Origin of the sequence: Wolbachia endosymbiont (group B) of Ischnura elegans (genome assembly GCF_947251585.1) — a bacterium.
Classification (GTDB): Bacteria; Pseudomonadota; Alphaproteobacteria; order Rickettsiales; family Anaplasmataceae; genus Wolbachia.
The window spans coordinates 1,810,591-1,831,184 of record NZ_OX366371.1 but is presented as its reverse complement, the minus strand read 5'-3'; the positions used below and the strand labels follow the sequence as shown (position 1 = coordinate 1,831,184).

Sequence of the window (20,594 nt, the reverse complement as noted above, 5' to 3'; positions counted from 1 at the left end):
TTCAGTTTAAAAAAACTATTTGATGGTGTTTATTTTATCTAATGTTCGTTGCAGAATAATACATGCAGCAATTTTATCATCTATTTTTTCCGATTTTGTGATTGATATTCCGGTAATTTTTAGTGCGTGAGTTGCAAGAGATGTTGATAAACTTTCGTCTTGTAGGTATATGTTTATCTTACATTTTTTTATTATTTTATTTGCAAATTGAATTATTGCTTTACACCATTCGGTCTCTTGGTCATCTATTGTGAATGGTAGTCCTATTACCATTGATCCAGCTTCATTTTCTTTAAATATTCTATACAGACAACCTAAATCTTTGCTCATATTTCTTCTGTAATATATACTATGAGCTGTAGCTATAAGCTGTGTTTTATCGCTAAATGCTACGCCTATTTGTTTTTCTCCCATATCAAGGCACATTATGCGTTTATTTCTTGGAATAGACTTTAGAAACTCGTCTGGATTTCTATGTAGCATCTATTAGATTTCCTTTAAAGCCAAGAATAAACAAATAAGTTGTAGCGTGATATAGAACTGTAAGAACGTTCTGTAAGGCAAGGTGTCATTCGAGTAGCTGACACTGGAATCCAGCCTATTTTATCATAGACGTTGTTTTTGACATATGTTCCTAAAATCCCCTGCCAATTGTATGGTCTGCAAGCACTTTTATACCTGGTCGAGCACTGGGATGACAAGAGGAAGAGCGTTTGGATGATGGTGAGGATTACTTGAATGACGGGGAAGAGAATACTGGACGACAACTGAGTTGCCTTAAAAACATAACTTTTGTACAATTGTATTTTGGTGACAGTAAGGTATGCCCAGTCTACTGGCATGACAGACATTCATCATAATTAATATCTGTTTTTTGTTGCAATATTTCACTTTTTTTGAATATGTCATGTGAGACCTTGTCAGCTCTCTGCATTGATTGTGATCTGCAGTAATACAAGCTTTTTAATCCTTTTTTCCAAGCAAGCATATGTATTTTGTGTAAGTAGCGTTTATGCACATTGGCAGGTAAGAACAGATTTACTGATTGAGATTGACAAATATAAGGAGTTCTATCACTTGCATGTTCTATGATCCATTGTTGATCAAGTTCGTATGCTGTTTTAAATGTCAGTTTTTCATGCTTGCTAAGAAAATCTAAATGCTGAACAGAACCCTCATTTGTTGAAATTGAGGACCATGTTTCATCATTGTCTTGATTTTTTTCTGCTAGTAGTTTTTGCAAGAATTTATTTCGTACTACAAATGAACCTGTAAGTGTCTTCTGTATAAATACGTTTGCTGCATACGGCTCTATTCCAGGAGAAGTGTTGCCTGCGATAATCGAAATTGAGGCAGTTGGAGCAATAGCGAGCTTATGTGTGAACCTTTCCATTAGATCGATTTCTTTAGCGTCAAGACATGGCCCTTTTTCTTCTGCTAATTTTTTAGAAACTACATCCGCTTGCTCGCGCAAATGCTTAAATACTTTTTTATTCCATTGTTGGGCTGTTACTGATTCAAAAGGAACCATTTTACTTTGTAAAAATGAATGAAAACCCATCACGCCAAGGCCGATACTACGCTCTCTTATTGCGGAATATTTTGCTCGCTGTATTTCATTTGGTGCTTGGTTTATGAAATCCTCTAATACATTATCAAGAAAACGCATTATATCTTCTATGAAAAGCTCATTATCTTTCCATTCTTCGTAGTATTCAAGATTTACGGATGATAAACAACATACAGCAGTGCGTGACTTGTTCAGGTGATCGTAACCTGTAGTTAAAGTTATTTCACTGCATAGGTTTGACATTTTGATATCTAAATTGAGCTTTTTGTAAGGTTCTGGTTTATTGTTATTTGTTGCATTAAGAAAGATAATATAAGGTTCTCCAGTTTCAATTCTTGCTGTTAATATTTTAATCCATATATCCCGTGCTTTTACTGTTGAAATAACTTTATTGTTATGAGGGCTTATTAAATCCCATTCTTGATCATCTTCAACAGCTTGCATAAACTTATCTGTTACTATTACAGCATGATGTATATTTAATGCTTTGCGATTTGGGTCACCACCAGTTGGCTTACGTAAATCTAGAAACTCTTCTATTTCTGGATGCCATACAGGAAGATAAACTGCTGAGCTTCCTCTTCTTAAGGATCCTTGGCTGATTGCAAGCGTCAGAGCGTTTTGTACTACGATAAATGGCACAATTCCTGATGTTTTACCGCTACCTTTGACACTTTCACCAATTGAACGTAAATTTCCCCAATAACTACCTATTCCACCACCACGTGCAGCGAGCCAAACATTTTCATTCCATAGATCAACTATTCCCTTCAAGCTATCTTCAGTTTCATTAAGAAAGCAGGAAATAGGCAATCCTCTTTTGGTACCGCCGTTACTAAGTATTGGTGTTGAAGGCATGAACCACAAGTTGCTCATGTAATCATAAAGACGTTGTGCATGTTTTTTATCATCAGAATAGTAATTAGCAATACGTATAAAGAGATCTTGATAACTTTCATTTTCTATTAAATACCTATCCAATAGAACTGCTTTTCCAAAATCGGTTAATTTACTATCTTTTGCGTAATTAATAGTAATGTAATTCATAAGGCTCCTTTTATGATAATATAGAAATTTATTTGAGCGATTTCTCGATTAAGTTGTTGAATTTGTTTGTGGATGTTGTAATGCAAATAAGATACCATCAACCTGACTGCCATATATTTTACAGTAACTCATTTGACTTATTTGCATATTTGTTTCTTTTGCAACATGCTTAATATAATCTTCTGAATGACGAAAATAATCTCCTTTGTTTACAAAGTCAATACCTTTACCTTCCTTTCTTCTTACTAAACATACAATAATCCCTTTTTTGTTTGTCAATCCTTTTGCTAGTTCCAATTCTGCTAGAAAATCATGTAGATAGTGTAGCACTTCAGCAAAGATAATTACATCATACTGCTGGTTCTTCTCTTGTTTAAGAAACTCTTTCATTTCTGTATGTATTAACTCATCGTAAACAGGTTTACCTTTTATAAGGCATCCTCTTGCAATATTGAGCATTCTATTTGAGATGTCAACTCCTGTTATGCGACTTCTAATATTACTTATTTTTAGGAAGTGACCACATATTCCAGTACCGCAACCAAGGTCGAGTATATTCAGTTTAGAAGTGGAGTTGTTAAAGACTTTTGTAATTATCATGTGTACTAGTTCATGCCCTCTGTATTGTTTGGCAATTAGCCAATGCTCAACAAAATATTCACCTGTGTAATCAAAATATTGTTTTATGAGATTTTCAGGCAATTCTACGATATCTGATGTGTTTGTTATTTTTTTTAAGTAGTAAGAAGCTTCTTTGTGACTACTATCTAATTTTAGTGTCTTTGTTAAATAATTATAAGCTTTATTAGTATTTCCTACTGCAAAATGACATCTTCCAATATTATAACAGACTAGAGGTAAATTGGGGTAGAATATGCTAATTAACCAAAATCTTAACTTTGCATCTGATATATTACCTTTATAGAAGTGATATAACCCGATTTCAATGTTGGTATTTAACAGGTTTTTAGATTTTTCAAGAAACACTACAATTTCTTTATGGAGAGTATTGTATTTATCCATAATGAAATTTTTTACTTTTTTAATATTTAATAAGCCAGTGAGCTTAGATATACAATTTAAAGCAAAGTTTTTTATAAAAGATAGATTACTTTTCATACATTAGAAATACTCCAAATGTTCATTTTCATTTTTAGGTAACTAATTTTAACACATTTTATCTTACAAAATATCTTTTTCATTAATTTTTCTGTACATATCAATTTGTCGAATATTTCTCAGATTGTACTGTTTAAGATTGCTGGTATATTGTTGTTGATAATAATAGGTAAATGTTTTGTGTAAAAAGGCGTTGACATATGATTTATCAGATTGTAACATATAAAAGATTAGTTTTTAGATGTTTGAAAAGTTTTATGGTAGAGATTATTTAATCTCAATTCAATTGTAAGTTAATATTTAACTCTGCATATTCTACATATAGTCAGATAAATAAATTATTAAGAGCACTTGATGGATGCCTTGGCGTTAAGAGGCGATGAAGGACGTGGCAGGCTGCGATAAGCTGTGGGAAATTGTCAACAAATTTTGATCCGCAGATTTCCGAATGGGGAAACCCAACTAGTTTAGCTAGTTATTATATACTAAGTATATAAAGCAAACTTGGTGAACTGAAATATCTAAGTAGCCAAAGGAAAAGAAATCAACCGAGATTCTGTTAGTAGTGACGAGCGAAAGCGGAAAAGGCTAGTGATTTAAAAATAAGAATTAGAATACTCTGGAAATGGTAACCATAGAAGGTGATAGTCCTGTATAAATAGAAAGTTTTTAAATCCTTGAGTAGAGCGGGGCACGTGAAATCCTGTTTGAATATGGGGGGACCATCCTCCAAGCCTAAATACTCCTTAACGACCGATAGTGAACAAGTACCGTGAGGGAAAGGTGAAAAGAACCCCGGGAGGGGAGTGAAATAGAATCTGAAATCAAGTGCTTACAAACAGTTGGAGCTCTATATCAATTTATTGATATTTAGAGTGACAGCGTACCTTTTGCATAATGGGTCAGCGAGTTAATCTATGAAGCAAGCTTAAGCCGGTAGGTGTAGGCGTAGCGAAAGCAAGTCTGAATAGGGCGTTTAGTTTTATGGATTAGACCCGAAACCAAGTGATCTAGTCATGACCAGATTGAAGGTATGGTAAAACATACTGAAGGATCGAACCAGTTAATGTTGCAACATTATTGGATGAGTTGTGATTAGGGGTGAAAGGCCAATCAAACTTGGAAATAGCTGGTTCTCCGCGAAATCTATTTAGGTAGAGCGTTGTATGTATGTTGTTGGGGGTAGAGCACTGGATAGACTAGGGGGATTCATCATCTTACCAAATCTAACCAAACTCCGAATACCAACAATTAATTATACAGCAGACACACTACGGGTGCTAAGTCCGTGGTGGAAAGGGAAACAGCCCAGATCACTATCTAAGGTCCCAAAATTACAGCTAAGTGGGGAAGGAAGTGGAAAAACCATTACAGCTAGGAGGTTGGCTTGGAAGCAGCCATCCTTTAAAGAAAGCGTAACAGCTCACTTGTCTAAATAAGTTTTTCTGCACCGAAAATGTACCGGGGCTAAAGCTGTATACCGAAGATGTGGGTGCTTATTAATTTCGATTAATAGGCGCGGTAGCGGAGCGTTCCGTAAGTCTGTGAAGGCGGTTTGTGAAAACTGCTGGAGATATCGGAAGTGAGAATGCTGACATAAGTAGCGTAAAAGAGTGTGAAAAACACTCTCACCAAAAATCTAAGGGTTCCTACGTTAAGTTAATCTGCGTAGGGTTAGTCGGTTCCTAAGGCGAGTCCGTAAAGGAGTAGTCGATGGCAATTAGGTTAATATTCCTAAACCTCTTAAGTGTGACGGGTTTTGTATTTGTATAGGTCTTATTGGATTGATCTATGCTTAAAAGAAGCTCCAGGAAATAGCACTTATATTTATGAGGCCGTACCGTAAACCGACACTGGTGGATGAGTAGAGTATACTAAGGTGTTGAAAGAATGATGTTGAAGGAACTCGGCAAATTATACCTGTAACTTCGGAAGAAGGGTAACCTGCTTTTAGGCAACTATGAGTAGGTGGCACAAAATAGGGAGTAGCGACTGTTTACTAAAAACACAGGACTCTGCAAACACGTAAGTGGAAGTATAGGGTCTGACGCCTGCCCGGTGCTGGAAGGTTAATAGGAGGGGTGCAAGCTCTGAATTGAAGCCCCAGTAAACGGCGGCCGTAACACTGACGGTCCTAAGGTAGCGAAATTCCTTGTCGGGTAAGTTCCGACCCGCACGAATGGCGTAACGATTTCTCCACTGTCTCCAACATCACTTCAGCGAAATTGAATCCCCCGTGCAGATGCGGGGTACCCGCGGTTAGACGAAGAGACCCCGTGCACCTTTACTATAGCTTTACATTGCTATTAAAAGTGTGATGTGCAGGATAGGTGGGAGACTTTGAAGTTATGGCGCTAGCTATAATGAAGTCAACCTTGAGATACCACCCTTTACACTTTTGATATCTAACTATGTTTCATTATCTGGAACTAGGACATTGTATGGTGGGTAGTTTGACTGGGGCGGTCGCCTCCTAAAAAGTAACGGAGGCGTGCGAAGGTAAGCTAGAGCTGGTCGGAAATCAGCTTGATAGTACAATGGCATAAGCTTGCCTGACTGCGAGGCTGACAAGCCAAGCAGAGACGAAAGTCGGTCATAGTGATCCGGTGATTCTGTATGGAAGGGTCATCGCTCAACGGATAAAAGGTACGCCGGGGATAACAGGCTGATGGTGTTCGAGAGTTCATATCGACGACACCGTTTGGCACCTCGATGTCGACTCATCACATCCTGGGGCTGGAGAAGGTCCCAAGGGTTCGGCTGTTCGCCGATTAAAGTGTTACGTGAGTTGGGTTTAGAACGTCGTGAGACAGTTCGGTTTCTATCTGCCGTGGGTGAAGGAAATTTGAGAAGATCTGACTCTAGTACGAGAGGACCGAGATGGATATACCTCTGGTGTACCAGCTGTTATGCCAATAGCATCGCTGGGTAGCTATGTATAGATGGGATAATTGCTGAAAGCATATAAGCAAGAAACCCTCTTCAAAAAGATTTCCCAATTAAGGCCGTGGAAGACTACCACGTTGATAGGCTAGGTGTGGAAGCATGGTAACATGTGAAGCTAACTAGTACTAATAGCCTGATTGATTTATTTCCTTTCTATATGTGTATATGCAGTGTTAAATATTAAATTGAAATTTGTTAAGTCAGAAATTTTTATTGACTTGGTGACTATAGCAAAAATGAACCACCCGATCTCATTTCGAACTCGGAAGTGAAACTTTTTAGCGCCGATGATACTTAAAAAGGGAAAGTAGGTCGTTGCCAAGTTTATAAAAATTTCTTTTTATTTATATCTGTTCAGTAGAGCGATGAAACAAGGTAAACATAGAGTAGCTGTGAGGTAATATAACTGATCTTTTAGAATTTTGCGAAAACTTTAAAATAAAAGTAGAAAATTTAAAAGTAGAATTTGTCACCTATTTGCAAATGAGGAGGAGAGATAGCAACATTTAACAAATCATCAAACAATTGATCTTCCGAAAATCAAACTTTATATAATTGAATATTAATTAAGTTGTTGGAGATGAGGAGAAAGAAGAAGTAGCAAACTACCAAAAAGCAGATACATTTGGTCCAATAGTTAGGTGATAATTGTAGCACTCAGTGGATTTTATAAAAATTCAAAACGTGAAAATTATAAGTGATGTTTTTAATGTGAATTGAAAGCGTATCAAATAGTGAATATAGAATTCCCTCAAAATGCAAAAAGGTGTATGAGCAAATCGAATAAGAAAAGTGAGGTTTTGCGCATCAACGTGTTATAATAAAGGTAAACTTGGTTAGTGCTGAAGCAATACTGCAAGTTTTAAAGGGAAAGAAGATTTAAAAGACAGTGTATGTTGCAATCGTAATAGTCGCTGACAGGTACTTTGAAACATAGCTGGACTATTGAAGTTAAAATTCTGGGCTGTTACTTAAAAAACGCATCCACTGAATTATTTATGCTAAAAAAGTAACCGTTCACGGATTGTGAGAATGAATTAAAGAACTAAGCAGTGACAGCTACTAGATTCTGTAGCTTTTGAAAGGGGTTCTGGCCATTTAGACGTGATGTCAAAAATATCGACAACATTCTTTCCACGAATCTTTCTCCACGTTCTGACCAGGTGAAAAAGCTGTTTTTACGATAAATTACGTACCGTCTAATTTGCCGTTCTGCAAGGTTATTAGTTGTTTCTATCACTTCAGGTTTTCTTAAAAACTTCCACATCATATCCTCAGATCGTAACATCTTAGCGGCCATTCTTGAAGCTTGAGTGCTATTTGCAACCCTCGTCATTTTACGTAAAAAATGTTTTACCCTTTTCCGAATTTTTCGCACCAGTCGATAAAATCTCAAATTATCTATCAAATTTTGTTTTTTTGCCTTATCTACTACAAACACCTTATTGCTGAGCGATTTTAGTGCTTGGCCAATTTTGCTCACTTCAACATTTTTACTATGGGCAAATCTCTCAAAATCTCTTGCCAGATGTGCCCAACATATCTGTCTATTTTCACGATTGAAGTAATTGTATACAGCGTATCTATCGCTCACAACTATACCATCATATTCTGGCAGTAAACTCTTCAACACCTTCTTACCACGAGACTCGCTTACCTTCAGAAGTGTCAACGCTTTGTTTGTTATTACCCAACTCCAGCCTCTCTTTCCTTGATTTCTGTGCCCTGTTTCGTCTATATGCAAATACTCGCTTCCTTGCAACTCTTCCTTCATTTTCTCATATTCAGATGCACACTTCTTCGATACCCTGCGTTCAGTATTTGAGACTAAACCAAGGCTTATATTTAGATTAAAAATACTGCCCAAAATTTGCTGTACCTCTCTTTTTGAGTTAATAAAAAAGCCGCTAAGGCTGCTTATAACTGTTTTAGCATTGGGTCCTAGAAAATCTCTTGCAACACCTTCGGGTAAATTTGCTGTAATTCTTTTATTACATACTCTTATATGTTAAAAACAAGTCTTTATAAATGTCACGAAATGGCGGTATAAAGACACGCAGAGAGGAGGAACCGTACATACTCTTGGTCATAAGGACCGTTTTGCAGCAAGGTTCTCCTCTCTGGTTTATTATACTGAAAGTTCCGAACAACTGGTTGAGCTTTTAGGCTCGTATATAAGGGTGGAAAATGCAGTATACACATTATTTATGGAGGGATTATGAATTTATCAAATATTATTACTGGCATTGATATTAGCAAAAATAAACTAGATATCCATATTCATCCACTTGGACATCATAAAGTATTTGAAAATAACGTTCAAGCTATTGATCAAATAATCGACTTTTTGCGTTTACATAACGTAACCAAAGTTGGACTTGAAGCAACTGGTGGGTACGAAAAATTATGTGCTTATACTTTATTAAGCCATGGTTTTGAAGTATATGTCATTCAACCAAGATGGGTGAGAGATTATGCAAAAAGCCTTGGTATTGCTACTAAAACTGATAAAATAGACTGTAGCATCATCTCACGTTATGTTAGTAATACAGACATGCGTGTCACTCCTTTAAAAGTTAGTAGTATTGACTGTTTGAAGCAAAAATTATCTCGCAGGAATCAACTAGTAGAAATAGCAAAAATACAAAAAACCCAAGCTCATCAAGTAACCGATTTATCTATAATCAAACAAATGGAAGAGCTACTTGCAGTTTTACAAAATCAAATTCAAGTCTTAGAAGATGAGGTAATGGAATTAGTCGATAAAAATCAAGAGCTTAAAAAAAAGTACATGTCAATAACTAGTATACCTGGTGTAGGTGCAATAACAGCTATTACTTTTATTTGTTATCTACCCGAGCTTGGAACTCTCCAACATAAAGAAATATCCAGCCTTTCCGGAGTTGCACCTTTTAATCGAGATAGTGGTTTTAGTAAGGGAAAAAGGTGTATTCAGGGTGGTAGATCACAAATTAGAAAGGTTTTACATATGTGCATTCTTAGTGCGCAAAGGTACAATTCTTATATAAAAATCTTCTTTGATAGGCTATACAATCAATATAAAAAACCATATAAAGTTACCTCTACTGCTGCAATGAGAAAATTACTTATCCTTGCTAACTCTTTAGTAAGAGACGGTAGACTGTTTACTGAGGAGTATAGCCCTAAAACTGCTTCTATATAGCAATAGCATAGCTGTGAATAAGTACGCCCACACAAATTTTAAGTACTTATTCACAGCTACATCAATTTTTCTATTGACTTTTAACACAACTGCTACAATGTCCTCTTTGCAACCTGTACTCAGTTACAATTGGCTTAATTTCTGGCAACTCTGCCTTCTGATGAATAATTTCATCTTCTAAAGTAATCTTACCTCCACACATACAAATTGTATCAATTGTGCATCTCACTACCTCGTCTGCAGCCATTAATTCACGCTTATGCACCTTATGTCCTGGCTGACCTCCTGGTTTTTTATCACTTTTCTTTTTTGCTTTCTTACGATATATATCTCGTGATGGTGGCAGCGATGAGAATTTTGCGAATTTAAGCCCAATTTGTCTTCTAATTCAACTATTTTTGCTTTCAAGCTATCATTTTCTCTGATCAGTGCTTTTATTTCTTCCTTGAGATTAGCGTTTTCTGCTACAACCTTTTCTTGCAGCACTGTTGTCATTTACCCATTCCATATTTAGCTTCCTATCTCTTTACACTTTTATACTTACTTTGTAAACCACCTTATCTCCGTGAACGGTTACCTAAAAAAAGCTTTATTAAAAAATGAAACAGAAGTGTAAGAAAGTTGCAAAACGTATAAGGTATTACTTGAAGCTACCTATCTGAAGCAACTGGAGCTTTTCAAGTTGCGAAAAATATTTTAAAATCTGAAAGAATGATGTGAAATTTTTTAAGTAAACCAGAAAGTATTCCACTATCGCGCTGAACAGCAAATTAGGCATTATATCATTTACTGTAAAAGCTCATATTTTACGTAATCAGAGCTAGGAATTTGAAAGGATAATTTCATTATACTTAACATGGAAACAAAGAGAACTATACAATCCCCTGCCTATCGTTTTTTGAACCACTCCCTTGAACGGGTACTTTTACTTTTATCAAACTATTCTCTTATTGTAATAAGTTGCTTCTATATTTAAATTTAGCAACTTCCCTCTAGGATTATCCTTATTTTGTTCTAAGTATTGGCTTTGTTCAAATGCCATTCCCCATTGTGTACGATAGCTAGACTTTCTATATTCATAAAAACTCTCTTCAGCATTATTTGTATCGAGCTTTTTATCTTCTTTTCTTATACTCTCTACCATCAAGCACCCACATCTATTAATTTATTTTAAAAAGTTTACTTATCTTATCATAAAAAATATATCTGTAAATACTTTAGTGAAAATTTCTTCTTATTTTATCTTTCTTTAAGCAAATATTGAGGTCTTTTTGTAAATTTTTATAGCCTGCTTGCATAATGTTTTTATGGGTTAGTATTATGTAATAGTATCCTACATTACTTATATTAGAAATGCTAACTTTAGCTAGCATTCGTAATTGCCTTTTTATTTTATTTCTTTTTGCTGCTTTTCCGACTTTTTTACTGATAGCCAGACCTACTCTAATAACATGAATATACTTTTCAGGTTCTCTTTCTTTTATAGCATATAGTGATATATATACCCCTCGATAAAAAAGACTGTCAGGTGCTAATCTGTTTTTAAAAGCAAAGGAAAACTCTTTTTTTTTATGCTTACTATGCGCATAATTTATTACACCCTAATGAGCGACGCTTATTAAGAATTTTTCTTCCAGCTTTTGTTGACATACGTGAACGAAATCCATGTTTGTGCTTTTTTTTTAAATTTTTTGGTTGAAATGTTCTTTTCATTGTTTTTATATTAATATAACTATTTATTTTAAATTATTTTTCTCTATTGTCAAATAATGGTCAACTTCTATGGCATTCTTGTTGAATAAAATTTGATATATGGAAAAATGAATTTAATTATAGGCGTACCTGTTTTACTAATCCTTTTATTTTGTTTGAGTAAGTTTCAAGCAGTAAGTAAAGTTAAGTCTTATATATATTTGAGTTGTATGTGGGTGCTACCTTGTTTGTTAGCATTCTATGATGGTTATTTTATAACTTCTATTTCTATAGCGTTACTTTTTTTTATGCTGATTTTTATCTTTAAAGGTAAAAGAAATAAGATGGTAAAATTTTTGTTATTTATGGCTTTAGCAATATCACTTTTTATCACTTTATTTATAATGCTATCTATTTTTGTTCAGTCCATTTCTTTTTTTAATAAAGTAGCTATTTCAGAATTCTTATTTTGCTTAAAATGGAAGCATAATGTAGCTATTATTGGTGAAGGAGAGGTGGGGTGTTTTGGTATAGCGCCACTTTTAGTGGGGACATTACTTATAACTATTGTAGCAATGTTAGTTGCGGTGCCGCTTGGTTTATTTTCTGCAATATATATTAGTGAGTATGCGAGTGAAAAAGTGCGTTATGTTATTAATACAGCCTTACAGGTTTTGTCTGCTATTCCTACTGTTGTATATGGATACTTCTCAGTTGTATTTTTGTCTTTTTTTATAAAGCAGGTAGCGAATTTTTTTAATCTAAGTATACACTCAGAAAGTGCTTTGATTGCTGGTTTATCGATTGGAATAATGATTCTTCCTTTTATTATTTCTTTGCTTGAAGATGCTATAAGATCTGTTCCAAAAAGTTTACGTTATGGTTTTACGGCGCTTGGCGCAACACCAGCGGAAACTATATGGCATATAACAATACCTTATGCAATGCCTACAATTTTAAGTGCAGTTTTATTATCAATTTCAAGGGTGATAGGTGAAACAATGATTGTACTAATGGCTGTGGGAATCAATGCAAATTTGACCTTTAATCCTCTCAATTCAGTTACTACTATCACTGTACAAATTGCTACATTACTTACCGGAGATCAGGATTTCAATAGTGTGCAAACTCTTGCTGCTTATGCGCTTAGTTTGGTGCTGTTTGTTATTACTTGGCTATTGAATGCATTTGCACTATTTATAATGAAACGTAACTAGTAAGTGTTTTAATATTGCAAAATTTCTGTTAATAATATAAGATTTATTTTTTAGAAGTTCTTTTATAGAATTATAGTGTTAGGTGATGAAAGAGATGAATATAGGTAGAACGGTTAAGATAACTCAAGCAGTTGTTGATCTAAAATTTGAAGGCGAGTTACCTAAGATATTTAATGCTTTGAAAAGCAAACTAAAATGTAAGGGCAAGGAGCTAGTTTTAGAGGTTTCACAACATATAGGTGACAATATAGTTCGTTGCATTGCTATGGATAGCACAGATGGTATGTCAAGAGGTGATGAGTTTGTTGATACAGGTGCACCAATATCAGTTCCGGTTGGGCGCTCAACTTTAGGAAGGATTTTTAATGTTGTAGGAGAGCTTATAGATGAGTGTGGTCCTTTAAAAGGAAAGTATAATTTAGAACCTATACATAGATCACCTCCAAGTTTTACCGAGCAGAAGATACAGGAAGAGGTTTTAGTTACAGGAATAAAGGTTATAGATCTTCTTGCTCCTTATCTTAAAGGAGGAAAAATTGGCTTATTTGGTGGAGCTGGTGTTGGTAAAACAGTTCTGATAATGGAGCTGATTAACAACATAGCAAAAGCTCATAAAGGATTTTCTGTGTTTGCTGGAGTAGGAGAGAGAACGCGTGAAGGTAATGATCTTTATAACGAGATGATTACTTCGAATGTAATAGATATAAATGAGCACGAAAAATCTCAAGCCGTTTTGGTTTATGGTCAAATGAATGAACCTCCTGGAGCAAGGGCTAGGGTTGCTTTAACAGCACTAACTATGGCGGAGTATTTTCGTGATCATGAAAATCAAGATGTTCTATTTTTTGTAGATAATATCTTCCGTTTTACTCAAGCTGGCTCTGAAATTTCTGCTTTGCTTGGAAGAATACCGTCGGCTGTTGGTTATCAGCCAACTCTTGCGACTGATATGGGCGCTATGCAAGAGAGAATAGCCTCAACTACTGCTGGTTCTATTACTTCTGTACAGGCTATATATGTTCCTGCAGACGATTTGACCGATCCAGCTCCAGCAACGACATTCTCTCATCTTGATGCAACCACAGTGTTGTCAAGGCAGATAGCTGAAATGGGTATATATCCTGCTGTTGATCCACTTGACTCAACTTCTCAGTCTTTATCTGCTGAAATCATTGGTGAAGAGCATTATAATGTGGCTTCTGAAGTGAAACGTATATTGCAAACTTATAAGTCGCTGCAAGATATTATCGCAATACTTGGTATGGATGAACTATCTGATGAAGATAAAATTATTGTTGATAGAGCTCGTAAAATTCAGAAGTTTCTTTCTCAACCTTTTCATGTTGCGGAGGTATTTACTGGCATGTCTGGCAAATTTGTTTCACTTTCTGATACTATTTCTAGTTTTAAAGGAATTATTGAAGGTAAATATGATCACCTGCCAGAAGCTGCTTTTTATATGGTGGGAAGTATAAGTGAAGCAATAGAAAAGGCTGAATCAATAAAAGCTGAAGTTGGAGCCGGACATTAAAGATTATGAACACTTTTAAGGTGCAATTTTTTTCTCCTGATAATCGAATTTCATTCGATGAAGTGGTTTCGCTTTCAGTGAATGGGCTTGAAGGAGAGCTAGTGATTTTAGCTTACCATTCTCCTTACTTAATTTATTTATTGCCTGGTATAATTACTGTTCAAATGAGTAACCAGACAAAGGAAAAAGTTGTAATTGATAATGGTATATTAGAGGTTGCAAATAATAATTGTAGCATTATAACGAATCAAATTCAGGTTTTTGATCATTTGACTCATGATGAGGAATCATTAAAAAATAAGAGAGTTGGTATATATTTAAGTTATCTTGATGTCAAATCTCTTTAGGGGCTCTTTTTGTGTTCAAGAAATGAGTTTACTCTTGTCATTCCCACTTCAAGTAGCTGACACACAACTGTACGAACATTATGGTTCAGGGAAGATGTCATTCCAGTATCTTCCTTCTTGTCATCCCAGTGCTTGACACTGGGATGGCGTAACCGTTCACGGATTGTGAGAATGAATTAAAGAACTAAGCAGTGACAGCTACTAGATTCTGTAGCTTTTGAAAGGTAACCGTTCACGCAATGGCGTCAACTTAAGAGCCTTCATTAGCAGACTCTCCTAAAGACATGATGGCGTTTAGGCTTATCAACTTTGTCCATTCACGGTATAAGAAAGTAGTTTACAAAAATTGCATAATTAGTATAAAAAACAATAAACTAGATAGATGAGGGGTTGATGATAGAGGTGCTACAAGAAAAGATTGTGGTATTGGAGTCAGAAGTTGGTACTCTGAAAGCAGAGAATGATAAGTTAAGGACAAAAATAATTGAGCTAGAGGATAAGCTGGGTTTAAATTCAAAAAATTCATCGCTGCCACCATCGCAAGATGTATATCGCAAAAAGACAAAAAAGAAGAGCGATAAAAAACCAGGCGGGCAGCCAGGACATGAAGCGCACAAGCGGGAATTGATGGTAGCAGATGAGGTGGTAAAATGTTCAATTGATACAATTTGCATGTGTGGAAGCCAAGTTATTTTAGAAGAAGAAACTGTGCATCAAAAGGTTGAATTGCCAAAAATTAAACCGATAGTGACTGAATATAGGCTACAAAAAGGCTACTGTAAGGCGTGTAAGAAAAGGATCTCAGCTAGTCTGCCTGAAGGTGTGACAAGGGATCTTTTAGGAGCTAATGCAAAAGCAGTAATTAGCAGTTTTAGTGGATTTTTTATCAATTCAAAAAGGGAAGTACAGCAAATTTTGAGCAGCATATTTAATCTGAATATAAGCCTAGGTTTGGTATCAAAGACCGAGGGTAGAGTATCAGAAAAATGTATATCTGAATACGAAAAAATAAGAGAAGAGCTACGGAAAAGCAAGTATTTACATATAGATGAAACAAGCCATAGGAACCAGGGAAAGAAAGGTTGGAGTTGGGTAGTAACGAATAAAACAGCAACACTTATGAAGTTAGTTGGATCTCGCGGAAAGAAGATATTAAAAGGGCTATTGCCAGAGTATGATGGAATAGTTATAAGCGATAGGTATGCTGCGTATAATTACTTTAATCGTGAAAACAGACAGATATGCTGGGCCCATTTAGCAAGGGACTTTGAAAGGTTTTTTTACAGTAAAAATGTTGAAGTGAGCAGAATTGGCGCAGCATTAAAATCGCTGAGCAACAGGGTATTTGTGGTAGATAGAGCACGTAAACAAAACCTGATAGACAATTTAAGATTTTTCCGGTTAATGAGGAAGATTCGAAAAAGGGTGAAACATTTTTTGCGAGAGATAACAAGGGTTGCAAAAGGAACTCAGGCCTCGAGAATGGCTGCCAATATACTACGTTCTGAAGATATGATGTGGAGATTCGTGCGCAATCCTGATCTGATCGAGACAACCAATAACCTTGCAGAACGTCAGGCTAGACGGTACGTCATTTATCGTAAAAATAGTTTTTTCACTTGGTCAGAACGTGGAGAAAAGTTCATTGAAAGAATGCTTTCGATATTTTTGACTGCACGTTTGAATGATCAGAATCCTGTCCAGAAACTACAGAATTTAGTCGCTATTCCTGCCTAATTGGGAATATTCCGTGAACGGTTACTTTGAAAGGGGTTCTGGCCATTTAGACGTGATGTCAAAAATATCGACAACATTCTTTCCACGAATCTTTCTCCACGTTCTGACCAGGTGAAAAAGCTGTTTTTACGATAAATTACGTACCGTCTAATTTGCCGTTCTGCAAGGTTATTAGTTGTTTCTATCACTTCAGGTTTTCTTAAAAACTTCCACATCATATCCTCAGATCGTAACATCTTAGCGGCCATTCTTGAAGCTTGAGTGCTATTTGCAACCCTCGTCATTTTACGTAAAAAATGTTTTACCCTTTTCCGAATTTTTCGCACCAGTCGATAAAATCTCAAATTATCTATCAAATTTTGTTTTTTTGCCTTATCTACTACAAACACCTTATTGCTGAGCGATTTTAGTGCTTGGCCAATTTTGCTCACTTCAACATTTTTACTATGGGCAAATCTCTCAAAATCTCTTGCCAGATGTGCCCAACATATCTGTCTATTTTCACGATTGAAGTAATTGTATACAGCGTATCTATCGCTCACAACTATACCATCATATTCTGGCAGTAAACTCTTCAACACCTTCTTACCACGAGACTCGCTTACCTTCAGAAGTGTCAACGCTTTGTTTGTTATTACCCAACTCCAGCCTCTCTTTCCTTGATTTCTGTGCCCTGTTTCGTCTATATGCAAATACTCGCTTCCTTGCAACTCTTCCTTCATTTTCTCATATTCAGATGCACACTTCTTCGATACCCTGCGTTCAGTATTTGAGACTAAACCAAGGCTTATATTTAGATTAAAAATACTGCCCAAAATTTGCTGTACCTCTCTTTTTGAGTTAATAAAAAAGCCGCTAAGGCTGCTTATAACTGTTTTAGCATTGGGTCCTAGAAAATCTCTTGCAACACCTTCGGGTAAATTTGCTGTAATTCTTTTATTACATACTCTACAATGTCCTCTTTGCAACCTGTACTCAGTTACAATTGGCTTAATTTCTGGCAACTCTGCCTTCTGATGAATAATTTCATCTTCTAAAGTAATCTTACCTCCACACATACAAATTGTATCAATTGTGCATCTCACTACCTCGTCTGCAGCCATTAATTCACGCTTATGCACCTTATGTCCTGGCTGACCTCCTGGTTTTTTATCACTTTTCTTTTTTGCTTTCTTACGATATATATCTCGTGATGGTGGCAGCGATGAATTTTGCGAATTTAAGCCCAATTTGTCTTCTAATTCAACTATTTTTGCTTTCAAGCTATCATTTTCTCTGATCAGTGCTTTTATTTCTTCCTTGAGATTAGCGTTTTCTGCTACAACCTTTTCTTGCAGCACTGCTGTCATTTACCCATTCCATATTTAGCTTCCTATCTCTTTACACTTTTATACTTACTTTGTAAACCACCTTATCTCCGTGAACGGTTACAAACTTAGTAGCTACTGACCAAATTCATTACTAAGTAGATATTCATTTTCCACCAGAATATTCCTGATTGAGAAGCTACTTTATTAAAACATATTTTTAAATTTTTGCCAAAAACCTGGTTGATTATCATTAACCTTTGTGAAGGCTATGTTTAAACTGTATCTCAGATCATTTGGCATATTATATCTAATATTCAGTATTGAAACTTCGTTTTTATTATGAACAGAAACATCGTCATATGATAACTTTGTCGTGTAGCACTTTATATGCTTTTGCTTATCATATACTATATCACCTGATTCCCCTTCTAGTTCTACAAATTTAGTTTTTTCTGACATTCTTTTATTTTTATTAGATCCTTGTCTAGTGATATTGAAACCGGTAGTGTATTACCAGCATACTCTTTAGCTAGAAGCTCACTTTGAGGATACATTTTTATTTCCCTTCCAAAATGTGAGTCTATAAAATTATTGCTCCAAAATTTGTCTCCAGAATGTACATATTCGCCAGTAGCATACGGTACACCACCATAATTGCATTGAACTTTGTAATCTCCAACACCATTATTTTGAAAAAAATCATGAATGGCAGCGTAACTATCAGCAGCATCATTTATGTAATCCATTACCTACCCCTTAAAACCTTTTAATTTATTATATCACAAGAAATTAAATCTATCAATAAAAAGACTTTTTTTGATATCAAGTATCTAGGGAGCATATTGATAGGATTGTGACATTCGTATTTCCCAATTCTTCAAATACTGCTGGACTAATTCAGGATAATTTTCAATAATTAATAAATTTTCAGCGTTTCCCTTTTCAGCTGTCTTACTGAGGTTAAACGATCCTGTGATGACTTTTTGATTATCAACAATTATTACCTTATTATGAGCAATTTTTGGCTTATTATCGATCCAAATCGGTATTCCATTTGAAAACAATTCGCTTATGACACTATATTTTGAATGGAGTTGTGATTTATCTAAGACGACTTTAACATCAACACCACGCTCTTTGGCGTTAATCAAAGATTTTGCAACTGTTCCAAGAGTAAATGTATATTCTTGAACTAAGATAGATTCTTTAGATTGGTCTATCTCGCTGATTATCGGTACAGCACAGTCTTCTTCAGGTGAGAAGCAAACTGTTGCTTTTGGGCAAGGCGAGAATGTAGGACCCACATAGTAATACAGAGAAAAACATGCCGACAAAAATAAAAGATATAAAAGCCTCACAAACCACACCTAAATACACGGCGGTAGTCTACATCATATCTCAATCATCTGTCAACCCATATTCCTTCCACTTCTCTGTAACTTTCTTTATTATTTCCTCGCTCATTTCAATTTTTCTTCCCCATTCTCGTTTGGTTTCAGGTGGAAGTTTGTTTGTTGCATCAAACCCTATTTTACCTCCGAGACCACTTTCAGGAGAAGCGAAGTCTAAATAATCAACTGGAGCATTCTCTATCATGATTGTATCACGTACAGGGTCCATTCTTGTTGACATTGCCCACATTACTTCCTTCCAATCACGTACATTTATATCATCATCAACAACTATAATAAATTTGGTGTATAAGAACTGTTTGAGAAAAGCGAGTATGCCCATAATAATTCTTTTTGCATGCCCTGGATAAGCCTTTTTTATCGACACTACCGCTATTCTATATGAACAACCTTCTGGAGGCAGATAAAAATCTACTATCTCCGGAAACTGATTGATGAGAATCGGCACAAAAATTTCGTTGAGTGCTTCACCAAGAATTGATGGTTCATCTGGTGGCTTGCCAGTGAAAGTGCTGAGATAAATTGGATCTTTGCGCATTGTAATTGCAGTAATGTTAAACTCAGGAAACTGTTCAACAGCATTATAGTAACCGGTATGGTCTCCGTATGGCCCTTCATCTCTATACTTATCTAAACTTACATATCCTTCCAGAACGATCTCAGCATGAGCTGGAACCTGAAGAGGAATAGTTTTACAATTTACAAGCTCAAGTGGTTTTTTTCGCAGCAGCCCGGCAAATTGGTATTCTGATAAAGTCTCCGGCACCGGAGTTACCGCAGCAATAATCGTTGCAGGATCGCTACCAATCACAGCAGCCGCAGGAAACTTCATATTTTGCCCCCTCTCCTCCTTCCACCGTTTATGGTGACCTGCACCACCACGATGTGCAAGCCAGCGCATGAGAGTCGTTTTTTTATTCACAACCTGCATACGATATATTCCAAGATTGAAATTATCTTGCTTGTCTGCTGTTGGTCCTTTTGTTACCACAAGTGGCCAAGTGATAAGCGGTGAAGGCTCGTTTGGCCAGCATGTCTGAATAGGTAGCAAACTAAGATCCACCTTATCCCCAGTTAGCACCACCTCTTGACATGGGGCTTTGCTCACAACTTTGCTCCGCATCGACAATACAACTTTTAGTAGAGGAAACATTTTCACAGCATCTTTGAAGGTTTTTGGCGGCTCAGGTGATCGCAAAAATGCTAGAAGTTTACCCAGATCCCTTAATTCATCAGAATTTATACCAAGTCCGAATGCAATTCTCTCAATAGTACCAAATAAATTCACTAAAACGGGAATTGAATTTTTGCCATTTTCTGTGACAACATTTTCAAAGATGATAGCTGGTCCCTTGTTTGACAAAACCCTACGATGAATTTCTGTCATTTCAAGAATAGTTGAAACTTCTTTTTTAATTCTAATTAGATCTTTTTTTTCTTCTAATGCTCTGATGAAGTCGCGTAAGTTATTGTACATATTTT

19 protein-coding genes, 2 rRNA genes and 1 pseudogene are annotated in these 20,594 nt (G+C 35.8%); 8 read left to right on the top strand and 14 right to left on the bottom strand.

Annotated elements, in window-relative coordinates:
- Positions 1-15: 15 nt before the first annotated feature.
- The 3 genes from ruvX to OPR58_RS09475 all read right to left on the bottom strand — a co-directional run bounded on the left by ruvX (position 16) and on the right by OPR58_RS09475 (position 3,736).
- Positions 16-483, bottom strand: coding sequence for a Holliday junction resolvase RuvX (gene ruvX, locus OPR58_RS09485; RefSeq protein ID WP_265022541.1), 468 nt, complete (start codon positions 481-483; stop codon positions 16-18).
- Between the two features lie 349 nt (positions 484-832).
- Positions 833-2,617 (bottom strand): ribonucleoside-diphosphate reductase subunit alpha, encoded by a 1,785-nt coding sequence (locus OPR58_RS09480; RefSeq protein ID WP_265022540.1) that lies wholly within the window; start codon positions 2,615-2,617, stop codon positions 833-835.
- Between the two features lie 48 nt (positions 2,618-2,665).
- A complete protein-coding gene (locus OPR58_RS09475; RefSeq protein ID WP_265022539.1) occupies positions 2,666-3,736 on the bottom strand; it encodes a class I SAM-dependent DNA methyltransferase in 1,071 nt (356 codons plus the stop codon).
- A gap of 331 nt (positions 3,737-4,067) precedes the next feature.
- Between OPR58_RS09475 and OPR58_RS09470 the strand changes: the two genes are divergently transcribed.
- The 3 genes and pseudogenes from OPR58_RS09470 to OPR58_RS11340 all read left to right on the top strand — a co-directional run.
- Positions 4,068-6,832: ribosomal RNA gene (locus OPR58_RS09470) — 23S ribosomal RNA — on the top strand.
- 67 nt (positions 6,833-6,899) lie between these two features.
- Positions 6,900-7,006, top strand: a 5S ribosomal RNA gene (rrf, locus tag OPR58_RS09465).
- Between the two features lie 191 nt (positions 7,007-7,197).
- Positions 7,198-7,692, top strand: a pseudogene (locus OPR58_RS11340) (IS66 family transposase); the annotation flags it as partial.
- A 35-nt stretch (positions 7,693-7,727) separates the two neighbouring features.
- Here OPR58_RS11340 and tnpC (OPR58_RS09460) read toward each other — a convergent pair.
- Positions 7,728-8,666 (bottom strand): IS66 family transposase, encoded by a 939-nt coding sequence (gene tnpC / locus OPR58_RS09460; protein WP_265023147.1) that lies wholly within the window; start codon positions 8,664-8,666, stop codon positions 7,728-7,730.
- Positions 8,667-8,900: 234 nt separating this feature from the next.
- On the opposite strand from tnpC (OPR58_RS09460), the gene OPR58_RS09455 reads away from it, so the two are divergent.
- Complete coding sequence (locus tag OPR58_RS09455) at positions 8,901-9,866, top strand: IS110 family RNA-guided transposase (protein ID WP_264336652.1); 966 nt, start codon at positions 8,901-8,903, stop codon at positions 9,864-9,866.
- Between the two features lie 70 nt (positions 9,867-9,936).
- On the opposite strand, the gene OPR58_RS09450 is transcribed toward OPR58_RS09455, so the two are convergent.
- From OPR58_RS09450 to rpmH, 5 genes are all read right to left on the bottom strand, one after another.
- Complete coding sequence (locus OPR58_RS09450; protein ID WP_406846499.1) at positions 9,937-10,113, bottom strand: IS66 family transposase zinc-finger binding domain-containing protein; 177 nt, start codon at positions 10,111-10,113, stop codon at positions 9,937-9,939.
- Entirely contained in the window at positions 10,113-10,361 is a 249-nt protein-coding gene (locus OPR58_RS09445; RefSeq protein WP_265022268.1) for a DUF6444 domain-containing protein, read from the bottom strand. Before OPR58_RS09445 ends, OPR58_RS09450 begins: the two co-directional genes overlap by 1 nt.
- A 439-nt stretch (positions 10,362-10,800) precedes the next feature.
- The gene (locus OPR58_RS09440) at positions 10,801-11,010 is read right to left on the bottom strand and encodes a hypothetical protein (protein WP_264374615.1); all 210 of its coding nucleotides are present in this window, start codon (positions 11,008-11,010) and stop codon (positions 10,801-10,803) included.
- Positions 11,011-11,083: 73 nt separating this feature from the next.
- A complete protein-coding gene (rnpA, locus tag OPR58_RS09435; protein WP_080589533.1) occupies positions 11,084-11,461 on the bottom strand; it encodes a ribonuclease P protein component in 378 nt (125 codons plus the stop codon).
- Entirely contained in the window at positions 11,445-11,579 is a 135-nt protein-coding gene (gene rpmH / locus OPR58_RS09430; RefSeq protein ID WP_010404613.1) for a 50S ribosomal protein L34, read from the bottom strand. The genes rnpA and rpmH overlap by 17 nt, the downstream gene beginning before the upstream one ends.
- Before the next feature lie 107 nt (positions 11,580-11,686).
- Between rpmH and pstC the strand changes: the two genes are divergently transcribed.
- From pstC to tnpC (OPR58_RS09410), 4 genes are all read left to right on the top strand, one after another.
- Positions 11,687-12,775, top strand: coding sequence for a phosphate ABC transporter permease subunit PstC (gene pstC / locus OPR58_RS09425; RefSeq protein WP_265022538.1), 1,089 nt, complete (start codon positions 11,687-11,689; stop codon positions 12,773-12,775).
- 94 nt (positions 12,776-12,869) lie between these two features.
- Positions 12,870-14,306 (top strand): F0F1 ATP synthase subunit beta, encoded by a 1,437-nt coding sequence (gene atpD / locus OPR58_RS09420; RefSeq protein ID WP_029237661.1) that lies wholly within the window; start codon positions 12,870-12,872, stop codon positions 14,304-14,306.
- Between the two features lie 5 nt (positions 14,307-14,311).
- Complete coding sequence (locus tag OPR58_RS09415; RefSeq protein ID WP_010404622.1) at positions 14,312-14,653, top strand: F0F1 ATP synthase subunit epsilon; 342 nt, start codon at positions 14,312-14,314, stop codon at positions 14,651-14,653.
- Positions 14,654-15,046: 393 nt separating this feature from the next.
- Positions 15,047-16,390: an IS66 family transposase gene (tnpC, locus tag OPR58_RS09410; protein ID WP_265022247.1), complete on the top strand. Its 1,344-nt coding sequence runs from the start codon at positions 15,047-15,049 to the stop codon at positions 16,388-16,390.
- Here tnpC (OPR58_RS09410) and tnpC (OPR58_RS09405) read toward each other — a convergent pair.
- The 5 genes from tnpC (OPR58_RS09405) to OPR58_RS09385 form a co-directional block, all read right to left on the bottom strand.
- On the bottom strand, positions 16,387-17,739 hold the full coding sequence (gene tnpC / locus OPR58_RS09405) for an IS66 family transposase (RefSeq protein WP_265022537.1): 1,353 nt from the start codon (positions 17,737-17,739) through the stop codon (positions 16,387-16,389). The genes tnpC (OPR58_RS09410) and tnpC (OPR58_RS09405) overlap by 4 nt on opposite strands.
- A gap of 165 nt (positions 17,740-17,904) precedes the next feature.
- On the bottom strand, positions 17,905-18,159 hold the full coding sequence (locus tag OPR58_RS09400; RefSeq protein WP_265022536.1) for a hypothetical protein: 255 nt from the start codon (positions 18,157-18,159) through the stop codon (positions 17,905-17,907).
- Positions 18,135-18,446: a hypothetical protein gene (locus OPR58_RS09395; protein ID WP_265022535.1), complete on the bottom strand. Its 312-nt coding sequence runs from the start codon at positions 18,444-18,446 to the stop codon at positions 18,135-18,137. The genes OPR58_RS09400 and OPR58_RS09395 overlap by 25 nt, the downstream gene beginning before the upstream one ends.
- An 84-nt stretch (positions 18,447-18,530) precedes the next feature.
- Positions 18,531-19,058: a phospholipase D family nuclease gene (locus tag OPR58_RS09390; protein WP_265022534.1), complete on the bottom strand. Its 528-nt coding sequence runs from the start codon at positions 19,056-19,058 to the stop codon at positions 18,531-18,533.
- Between the two features lie 40 nt (positions 19,059-19,098).
- Positions 19,099-20,589, bottom strand: a complete 1,491-nt coding sequence (locus OPR58_RS09385; protein ID WP_265022533.1) for a UbiD family decarboxylase — start codon at positions 20,587-20,589, stop codon at positions 19,099-19,101.
- Positions 20,590-20,594: the final 5 nt, after the last annotated feature.